Origin of the sequence: Lacrimispora sp. (genome assembly GCF_032078915.1) — a bacterium.
Classification (GTDB): Bacteria; Bacillota; Clostridia; order Lachnospirales; family Lachnospiraceae; genus Lacrimispora.
In genome coordinates this window covers 1-8,972 of record NZ_DAMAUN010000148.1, presented here as the reverse complement: position 1 = coordinate 8,972, position 8,972 = coordinate 1, and the positions used below count along the sequence as shown (strand labels likewise).

The following is an 8,972-nucleotide window of genomic DNA, read 5'->3' as shown; positions in this document are numbered from 1 at the left end:
AATATTTGTACCCATCTTTCCCTTTCAAACGGGAAAGATATTTTACAATTGAAGATTTTATATTAATGGCTAAATTGCAATCCAAGCTTCCCGTTTTGTAACCGATTTTTCCATTTTGTTATGACCTTCAAATTTAGTAATCATCTTTCCTCTTAAGTAATCAAATTACCCACTTGGGGCTCTCTTTGAATCCTTTTTGTGGTATAATTCTTCTATAAAAAGTTAAAGTATAATAAACATGGAAATGTCGCTATGACCGCAACAAATGAAGCAGCCATGATATGGGGCATATCTGATAGGCTAGTATTGCAGTATCGCAATGCCAGTCACATTGAGGTCGCCTATTGATGGCCGCATAAAAACTAATGACTAATAGGGGTATTGTATATGGAATTTGGCGAGAAATTACAACAATTACGAAAAGGAAAAGAATGGACCCAGGAACAGCTTGCAGAAGAATTATTTGTGTCCAGAACGGCTATATCAAAATGGGAAAGTGGCAAGGGATACCCGAATATCGATTCGCTTAAAAATATATCAAAACTCTTCTCGGTATCTATTGATGATTTGTTGTCAGGTGAGGAGTTGATTTCCCTTGCAGCAAATGAGAACCGCACTAATATAAATAAGATTTTCAGTCTGGTTTATGGTACTTTAGATGTTATGACAATATCCTTTTATTTCCTTCCGCTTTATATACGGCAGGATAGTGACCTGATTCGGGCCGTGAGTTTGTTTTCGAACCCAGACGTAAGCACCGTTACATGGACGATTTATCTTGTTGCGCCTATTCTAATGGCAATGATGGGGATCGTACAAATAATTGCTCAACATTTTTTGAATGAAAAATGGTATAGCTTTAGCAGAACCGGCTCTATTCTGTTACAGGCTTTTTGCATTCTTGTTTATGTTGCAACTCGTCAACCCTCTGCGACTTCTCTCCTTTTCCTATTTCTTATGATTAAAGTAATTCTTTTGATAAAGAGCAGCCGAATAAAGTAAATTGTTCTGAAAAACCTTGTAAAAAACCCTTCGACACGAAAAGTGTCGGAGGGTTTTTGCCGTTGTGACGATTCGTAGCTTGAATATTTCCATACTTGGCCACACAATGAAGATGTGGCTGGCACACACAAACATACTAAAATTACAGAAAGGATTTTACGAATGGATTTTATCATTAAAACAAACAGATTAGTAAAACCATATGGAACACGGCATGACTTAAATCGTTTATCGCCCTATGTTCTGAAAGGGGGAATACAGGATGAAAAATAAAAAGTGTTTTATACTTGCCGGAATACTACTTTTGCTATTCATACTATTTACATTGGCGGTTTTAACATTTGACGTTAACCCCATAGGTCCGGAACAATCCAACGTTGGATTCTCTGCATTAAATGGCTTTATGTTCAAACTGCTTGGTGAAAACTTGCTTTGGTACCATATCACAGACTGGATTGGGGTTGCAGCTATCCTTGTTGCTTTGGGTTTTGCTGCATTGGGTTTCGTCCAGCTAATAAAAAGAAAAAGTATCAAGTGCGTAGACAGCGATATTATAGTACTGGGAGTGTTTTATATCCTCGTAATATTTTCATATGTATTGTTTGAAATATTTATTGTTAATTACAGACCGGTTATTTTGGAAAGTGCATTAGAACCGTCCTATCCATCTTCCCACACGATGATTGTACTATGTATCATGGCTACCGCAATTATGCAATTCCATTCCAGGATACAAAATAAATCAATCAGAATTTCGGCGGAGGTCATATCTGCTGCTATCATCGCCGTAACGGTGATTGGGCGTTTTATTTCAGGGGTGCATTGGTTCACCGATATTGTGGGAGGTTTATTATTGGGTTCTGCGCTTATTATAATCTATTACGCTGCGGTTAGTCAGGTATCAAAGAATAAATAGTTATAGGAACACCGATATTATCGGATCACCGCCCCAGTAGACTAACGGCGGTTTTGAAATATGATATGCTCCCTCCATTTCAACAGTTTTGTTTTTTCACTGTCTGCTATGAAGGGAATATACCGCAAAAATCAAAACCGTCGTTTCTTTTTAAAAAAAATGGATGCAGAAGTTCTATGGGCTAGATGGATTAAGCTTTTCTGTAATCGGAAAAATAGAAAAAAGGCATGACAGTTCCCTGCCACGCCTTTGTATTGTCTGCTAAAAGCATTTTACCTCTATACCTGCTTCTGAAAAACCTTTTCTTATCCTCTTTACAAATTCCAGAGCCTTCCCTCCGTCTCCATGAACACATACAGAATCCGCATCAATGGAAATCGTGCTTCCGTCAATGGCTTCCACCACCCCTTCTTTTGCCATTCGGATCACCCGTTTTAACGCCAGTTCCTCATCTTCAATCACCGCGCCTTTCCGGCTTCTTGGAACCAGGCTTCCATCCCCTTCATAGGCCCGGTCTGCAAATACTTCACTGGCAGCAGATACCCCTGTATCCTTGGCCGCCCGAAGCATCTCACTATTGCTGAGAGCCAGGAGAACCAGGCTGCCATCTACTTCTTTTATCGCCTGGCAGATGGCTTTTGCCAGTTTATAATCGTTTGCCGCCATGTTGTACAAGGCCCCGTGGGGCTTTACATGGCATAGCCTGATTCCGGCTCCTCTGCAAAAAGCGTTCAGGGCACCGATCTGATACATAACACTGGTTTTTACTTCGCCTGGAGAAAGGCTCATATTCCTTCTTCCAAATCCCGCCAGATCAGGGAATCCCGGATGGGCCCCTGCCCTCACTCCATATTTTTTACACAAAGCCACCGTCTTTTCCATTACCACAGGATCTCCCCCATGAAATCCACAGGCAATGTTCGCCGATGTAACATAGGGCAGCACCTCTTCATCCATTCCTATTTTATAAGCACCAAAGCTTTCACCCAGATCGCAGTTCAAGTCAATGACCGGCATATTCTCACCTCTAATTCTTTAATTCTGCATTTTTTAAATCCGTAATAAACATGTGTCCCGGGGCGTGAGTAATTACAAAGGGAGGCCTGCTGTTCATGACCACTGCCTGGGGAGTTACCCCGCAGGGCCAGAAAACAGGCACCTCTCCTTCATATATGGTCACCGGATCTCCAAAATCCGGTTTGCGGATATCTTTTATTCCAAGAGCTTCCGGATAACCAATGTGAACAGGTGCCCCATGCACCCTTGGCATGGAAGCTGTAATGGCAACTGCACCGGAAACCTGGTGATGAGGAATGGGCCTCATGCTTACCACCATATTACCTGAAAATATTCCTGCGGGCGTGCAGGGAATGTTCGTATGGAACATAGGAACATTTACTCCTTCCTCAATCTGTCTCACCGGTATCCCAGCTTCCAAAAGTGCTGTTTCAAAAGAAAAACTGCAGCCAATGAGAAAGCTTACCAGCTTTCCCCTGGTTCTTTGATATTCTTCAAATAATTCTGATACATCCGTGTGTTCACCGGTGCACACGCCGTTTTCATACACACGGTATCTGGGAATATCCCTTGGGATATCACTTCCTTCTGCTGTCAGCGGAAAACTTCTGCTTCCTGCATCCGATACTTCAAGAAGCGGGCAGGCCTTGGGATTTCTCTGGCAGAACAAGAGGAAATCCCATGCCAGCTCTTCGGGAAGGATCACCAGATTTCCCTGGGCATAGCCGCCGCACATTCCGGTGGTAGGGCTGTGGATCACACCCTCCCTGATCAGCCGGCGGACTTCTTTTGGCTCCCTGTTTCTATACTCTGGTCCCATGTTCTTTCCTTCTTTCCTGTCTTATGGTCTAATTACCGGTAAATGACATTTCGAAACCGTTCCTTTAAATTTCGCAGCTTTTCTTCTTCCTTCCGGCAGATTGCCACGGCCTCACCTGGAGTTACATATTGAAATGCCACCCATTCCCCTGGCTTTAACTGGGCCAGTGCGGGGATATCCGTACGGATCACCGTAGCGATTTTTGCATATCCTCCGGTGGTCTGGTGATCTGCCATCAAAACCATAGGAAGTCCAGAAGATGAGATCTGAACTGAGCCTTCTACGATCCCATCGGATATGATATCCGCCCCATTTTTCATTTCTATTGGCTCTCCCTCCAGTTTGCAGGCCATGCGGTCGCAGTCCATGCTTAGCCGGAACGGATTCCGGATCAGAGTGTTAAGTCCCAGCTCCGTAAAAGCATTTTCCTGGGGGCCCATTACGGCACGCAGAAGAACCATACGGTCGTCTCCATAAAAACGGTAAGGTGTTGACGATTGACGCAGCCATAGTTCATTCTCTCCCACGGCTGCCAGCTTCTCATTTCCCTTTAATCTCTTTATTATTTTCTTAAACTGCCTGAGGTCTTTCCCTGACTCCAGACGATCCCCTTCAAGGAGTGCCCTTCCCTCCAAGCCTCCTATGTGGCATTTCAAATTGGTGGAACGACTTCCCATGACAGACGGAACCTCTATACCTCCATAGACCGCCATGTAAGTCCGAAGGCCGGAAACCGCAAGCTCCATGGTCAGAATATCTCCTGTCCGAACCAGAATCGGGGAGAAAATGGGAACCGGGATTCCATTGATACATGGTTTCATATCCCCGCCTGCAAGGGCAATGATCTCGTCAGAGGTAAAACGGAGCTCACCGCCCTTTAACGTAAATTCGATGACTGCCGCTGTTTCCAGTTCTTCCAAATTACCGGCAAGGAGATTGGCAAGCTTCATGGAATACTTGTCACAGGCTCCGCTTTCCTGGATGCCCTGGCTTAAAAATCCTCTTCTCCCTTTATCCTGAACTGTGGACAAGGCTCCAGGACGCAAGATTTCAAATCCCATCCCGTCACTCCTTTTCCTGTTTTCTTTTTATTTCTTTATATTCTTCCTGGCTGATGGGTACAAAACGAATGGAATCACCGGCTTCATAAAGAGGTTTTCCCACCTGCTCCGGCTTAAAAAGACGGTAAGGCGTACGTCCGATCAACTGCCAGCCTCCCGGAGAGTCCATGGGATAGATTCCTGTCTGCTCTCCTCCGATTCCTACGCTCCCCGCCGGAATCCTGGTTCTTGGTGAGTTTAACCGGGGGGTAAAAATGCGTTCATCCATTCCTCCAAGATAGGGAAAGCCCGGAAGAAATCCCAGCATATAAATACGGTAATCCCTGCTGCTGTGAATCCGGATCACCTCTTCCTCCGTGATCTTTCCATGTTCCGCTACAAAAGAAAGATCCGGCCCAAAGCTGCCTCCATAGCAGACCGGAATTTCCACCAGCCTCCCTCTTATCCCAGTTCTGCCTTCCAATGATTCTGACAGCCGCGACAGAACCTTTAATACTGTGTCATAATCTGTTTTCAGAGGATCATAACAAACGAGAACAGAACAAAAGGCAGGTACTGTCTCAAGAATTCCTTCCACCGATTGCTCATGAATCCTCCGGTTTAATTCCATTACCTTCGAATTTACCTCCTCACTGATGGAATCACCCAATTCCACCAGGGCACCGCAGTCACCGACCGGCTTTATTTGAACCATGGCCTATCCCCTTCTTCAAAAAATCCTTTTTTCAGCACAGAATGAAACCAGTGATCGGAATTATGGGAATACCGGACCGCATAAGCCGTACATTGTCGCATCAGGCTGACAATTCCTGTATTCAGCCGGGTACCAAATCCATCGATTCCAGGGATCAGTGAACCGGTCATATCAATAAGACCGGTTCTTGACGCCGCTCTCATCAGTTCCGCTTCCATTTCTTCCCGGTGAAGAATTTCCATATCCCGCTTTAAGTAAGCCAGTGCCGCGATCAAACCGTAACAGCCCCAGTCAGAACAGGTTGCCGTTATCACATGGTCCGCTCGGCTGACCGCCAGAATTCCGCCTCCGCAGCCGCACACACATTCCCCGGGAGCCGTTAAAGGTATGTATTTTTTAATATGATCTGCTATGGCTCCCATGCCGATCTCATTGCCAAGATCACCGATGGCAATGTTTAAGACTCCCTTTTTCCGAAGCATTTCCCATAGTACATCTGTCTTGGCTTCCAGCTCTGTTACATTGTTTCCGGCTGAATTGTGGTAAACGCCATTTTCATTGGAACCGGGGGCCTCCACAGAGATTACCGCTCCGGGAAGCCCTTCCTTTATCAGCCATTCCGCTTCAATTTCTGCCCTGGCCGGATTTTTGGTAAATGCCATCACTCCCATGCTGAGAGGAAGTTCCCTTACAGTCCCTATATCCTGGTAAATATGAAGACCTACCACGCAGGCACATTTCACTACCGACTTCACACAGTCCTCAGGGCAGATAATAACAGGCTTTGCCCCAAAAGCCATGACTAAGGCTCTTGCCAGCAGCATGGAACTGACCATTCCATCCATCTCCGGTTTCTTATGAGGCAGAAGCACAAATCCTGTCAATATATAAACCAGATCATTTTCTTTCACCGTTTCACACAGCTTTTCCGCCGCTCTCATGGTAAGAGGCTCCCCCATCTGCTCCCGGCTCCCGGCATAAAGAATCCGGCATACTCCATAACCCCTGGGATCTAAATTCATCAGAGCATCCAGGTTTTCTCCCACATTTCTCTTTTCCAGTCCGCCTCTGTCCATCTTCCACTCCTAATCAAATATACTATCTCTGCCTGTATACTCTAAGTATTCTTCCAAAACGGCATCCTGAATCCTCTTTAACGTCGCAGGATCCTTTCCTCCTACAGGCTTTCCGTCAATAACGTCTGCATGAAGGCAGAAATTGGAGGAAGAGGTTACGATGACTTCATCGGCGTCCATAAGCTCTTCCATCGTGAATGCCCGCTCCAATACCTGGATTCCAAGCCTGTAGCAGGCCTGTATCATATGAGTTTTTGCAATCCCCCGAAGGATCAGGTTATCATTGGGATGGGAAAGGAAGGTTCCGTTTTTTAAAATAGAAACATAGATGTGGGCGAACTCCATCACCATATCTCCTCTGTGTAAAACAGTTTCCATTACTCCAGCTTTTAAAGCCTCCTGAGAGGCCAGCACAGACGGGAGAAGATTCAACGTCTTAATATTGCAGTAAAGAAATCTGGTATCTTCCATTGTAATCAGGCGGATGGGAACATCCGGGTCTTTTAGTTTATTAGGCCTTATCATGACCCACAGCTTTCCAAGCATTGCCTCATCATAAGCATGATCCCTGGGAGCGGTTCCTCTTGTCACCTGCCAGTACACAAAATGAGTATTCCCCTCCACCATGGAAAGAAGTTTGGTCAGAAGTTCTGAAAGCTCCTTCTTCTCCATGGGAATCTTAATATCCAGGGCTTTGGCACTGGAGTAAAAACGGTCCAGATGGTCCTCCAGAAGATACACCTTGTGATTTCCTCCAACGGTAGCATCATAAACTCCATCTCCAAAAAAATGAACCCGGTCCTGAAAGGGAACCATCAATTCCTCAGGTGCTCCGATCCTTCCATCATAATAAGCAAGCTCTTTCATAATATCTCCTTTTCACTGGAACAAATCCCAAATTTCAACTCCACGTATTTCTTAATTAATTCCACGCAATGATCCAGCCCCAAACTTTCCGTATTCAGGCAAAGGTCATAATTTTCAGGGTTCTTCCACTGCCTTCCGGTATGGTACATATAATAGGAATTCCTGTATTTATCCAGTCTGTCTATATACTTTGCAGCATCCTGTTCCGATATTCCCTGCCGCTCCATCTCTCTTTTTAAGCGGAATTCATAGGGGGCATCCAGATACACGGATACTACATTAGGCTCATCCTTTAAGACAAAATCCGCTGCCCGGCCGATGCAGACATAGGATTCATGATGAAGAAGCTCCTGCAAAACCTTTGCCTGATAATTAAAAAGATTCTGATCCGATAAAAAATTGCCACTTTCCTTAGGAATGACTTCGCCGCTGTAGACTCTTCTTGAGGCACGGTATAAAAAGGTTTTTTTCGTATTTTCATCTGCATTTGCAAATATCTCCTCATTGATCCCGCTGTCTTCTGATGCCAGACGCAAGAGCTTTCTGTCATACACATCGATCCCGTAATCAACCGCCAGTTTTTTACCTATGTAGCTTCCGCCTCCGCTTCCGCAGGTACGTGTGATGGCAATGGCAAAATACTTCTTATTCTCATCCATAATCGTATCCTCCTATTGTCCAAGATATGCTTTCTTTACCCTGTCATCCTTTAGCAGTTCGCCGGCATCACCTTCCATGGTAATCTTCCCAGTCTCCATGACATAGGCTCTGTTTGATATGGATAAGGCCATTTTTGCATTCTGTTCCACAAGCAGAATGGTGATCCCTTTTTTGTTCACTTCTCTGATAATAGAAAAGATTTCCTTTACCAGCAATGGAGAAAGTCCCATAGACGGTTCATCCATCAGGATCATCTTGGGCTTTGCCATAAGGGCCCGGCCTACGGCGAGCATCTGCTGTTCACCGCCGGACAAGGTTCCTGCCAGCTGTTTTTTCCGTTCTTTCAAACGGGAGAAACGTTCAAATACATCTGCCATATTGGCCGCCATATCTTTTCCATCGGTAAATGCCCCCATTTCTAAATTCTCCTCTACGGTCATCTGGGGGAAAATATGCCGTCCTTCCGGTACATGTGCCAGTTTTAAATTGATGATCTTGCTGGGTTCTGTTTTTAACAAATCGGCTCCGTCAAAAAGTATCTCTCCCTTGTCAGCTTTTTTTAACCCTGAAATAGTTCTTAAGATGGTGGTTTTTCCCGCTCCATTGGCTCCGATAAGGGAAACGATTTCTCCATCATGAACTTCCAGGGATGCCCCATGAATGGCTTCAATGGCACCGTAAGATACTGCCAGATCCTTTACCTTAAGCATCTTTCTCTACCTCCTCATCGTCTTTTCCCAGATAGGCTTCAATGACCTTTGGATGATTGGCGATCTCCTCCGGAGTCCCGGAAGCAATGGTAGTGCCGAAATCAAGGACTAAAATCCGTTCGCAGATTTTCATGACCAGGCTCATGTCA

The 8,972-nt window shown here is 45.0% G+C and carries 11 protein-coding genes; 2 read left to right on the top strand and 9 right to left on the bottom strand.

Annotated elements, in window-relative coordinates:
- The first annotated feature begins 387 nt into the window (after window positions 1–387).
- Window positions 388–1,002 carry a helix-turn-helix domain-containing protein gene (locus RT269_RS28895; RefSeq protein WP_313187898.1) on the top strand — a complete coding sequence of 205 codons (615 nt, stop codon included), beginning with the start codon at window positions 388–390 and terminating at the stop codon, window positions 1,000–1,002.
- A 262-nt stretch (window positions 1,003–1,264) separates the two neighbouring features.
- Window positions 1,265–1,918 (top strand): phosphatase PAP2 family protein, encoded by a 654-nt coding sequence (locus RT269_RS28890; protein ID WP_313187897.1) that lies wholly within the window; start codon window positions 1,265–1,267, stop codon window positions 1,916–1,918.
- Window positions 1,919–2,179: 261 nt separating this feature from the next.
- Here RT269_RS28890 and RT269_RS28885 read toward each other — a convergent pair whose 3' ends face one another.
- Genes RT269_RS28885 through RT269_RS30300 form a run of 9 tightly spaced genes read right to left on the bottom strand, consistent with a single transcriptional unit; the run spans window position 2,180 to window position 8,956 of the window.
- Window positions 2,180–2,935: a LamB/YcsF family protein gene (locus RT269_RS28885; protein ID WP_313187896.1), complete on the bottom strand. Its 756-nt coding sequence runs from the start codon at window positions 2,933–2,935 to the stop codon at window positions 2,180–2,182.
- A 10-nt stretch (window positions 2,936–2,945) separates the two neighbouring features.
- A complete protein-coding gene (locus RT269_RS28880) occupies window positions 2,946–3,755 on the bottom strand; it encodes a putative hydro-lyase (RefSeq protein ID WP_313187894.1) in 810 nt (269 codons plus the stop codon).
- Window positions 3,756–3,787: 32 nt separating this feature from the next.
- Complete coding sequence (locus RT269_RS28875; RefSeq protein ID WP_313187893.1) at window positions 3,788–4,816, bottom strand: biotin-dependent carboxyltransferase family protein; 1,029 nt, start codon at window positions 4,814–4,816, stop codon at window positions 3,788–3,790.
- A gap of 4 nt (window positions 4,817–4,820) precedes the next feature.
- Window positions 4,821–5,510: a 5-oxoprolinase subunit PxpB gene (pxpB, locus tag RT269_RS28870; protein ID WP_313187891.1), complete on the bottom strand. Its 690-nt coding sequence runs from the start codon at window positions 5,508–5,510 to the stop codon at window positions 4,821–4,823.
- Window positions 5,498–6,586: a DUF4392 domain-containing protein gene (locus RT269_RS28865; protein WP_313187889.1), complete on the bottom strand. Its 1,089-nt coding sequence runs from the start codon at window positions 6,584–6,586 to the stop codon at window positions 5,498–5,500. The genes pxpB and RT269_RS28865 overlap by 13 nt, the downstream gene beginning before the upstream one ends.
- Before the next feature lie 9 nt (window positions 6,587–6,595).
- Window positions 6,596–7,453 carry an aminotransferase class IV gene (locus RT269_RS28860; protein ID WP_313187887.1) on the bottom strand — a complete coding sequence of 286 codons (858 nt, stop codon included), beginning with the start codon at window positions 7,451–7,453 and terminating at the stop codon, window positions 6,596–6,598.
- Entirely contained in the window at window positions 7,450–8,112 is a 663-nt protein-coding gene (locus RT269_RS28855; RefSeq protein ID WP_313187885.1) for a cytidylate kinase-like family protein, read from the bottom strand. The genes RT269_RS28860 and RT269_RS28855 overlap by 4 nt, the downstream gene beginning before the upstream one ends.
- 12 nt (window positions 8,113–8,124) lie before the next feature.
- A complete protein-coding gene (locus tag RT269_RS28850) occupies window positions 8,125–8,823 on the bottom strand; it encodes an ABC transporter ATP-binding protein (RefSeq protein WP_313187883.1) in 699 nt (232 codons plus the stop codon).
- Entirely contained in the window at window positions 8,816–8,956 is a 141-nt protein-coding gene (locus RT269_RS30300) for a hypothetical protein (RefSeq protein ID WP_334308567.1), read from the bottom strand. The genes RT269_RS28850 and RT269_RS30300 overlap by 8 nt, the downstream gene beginning before the upstream one ends.
- Window positions 8,957–8,972 lie beyond the last annotated feature (16 nt).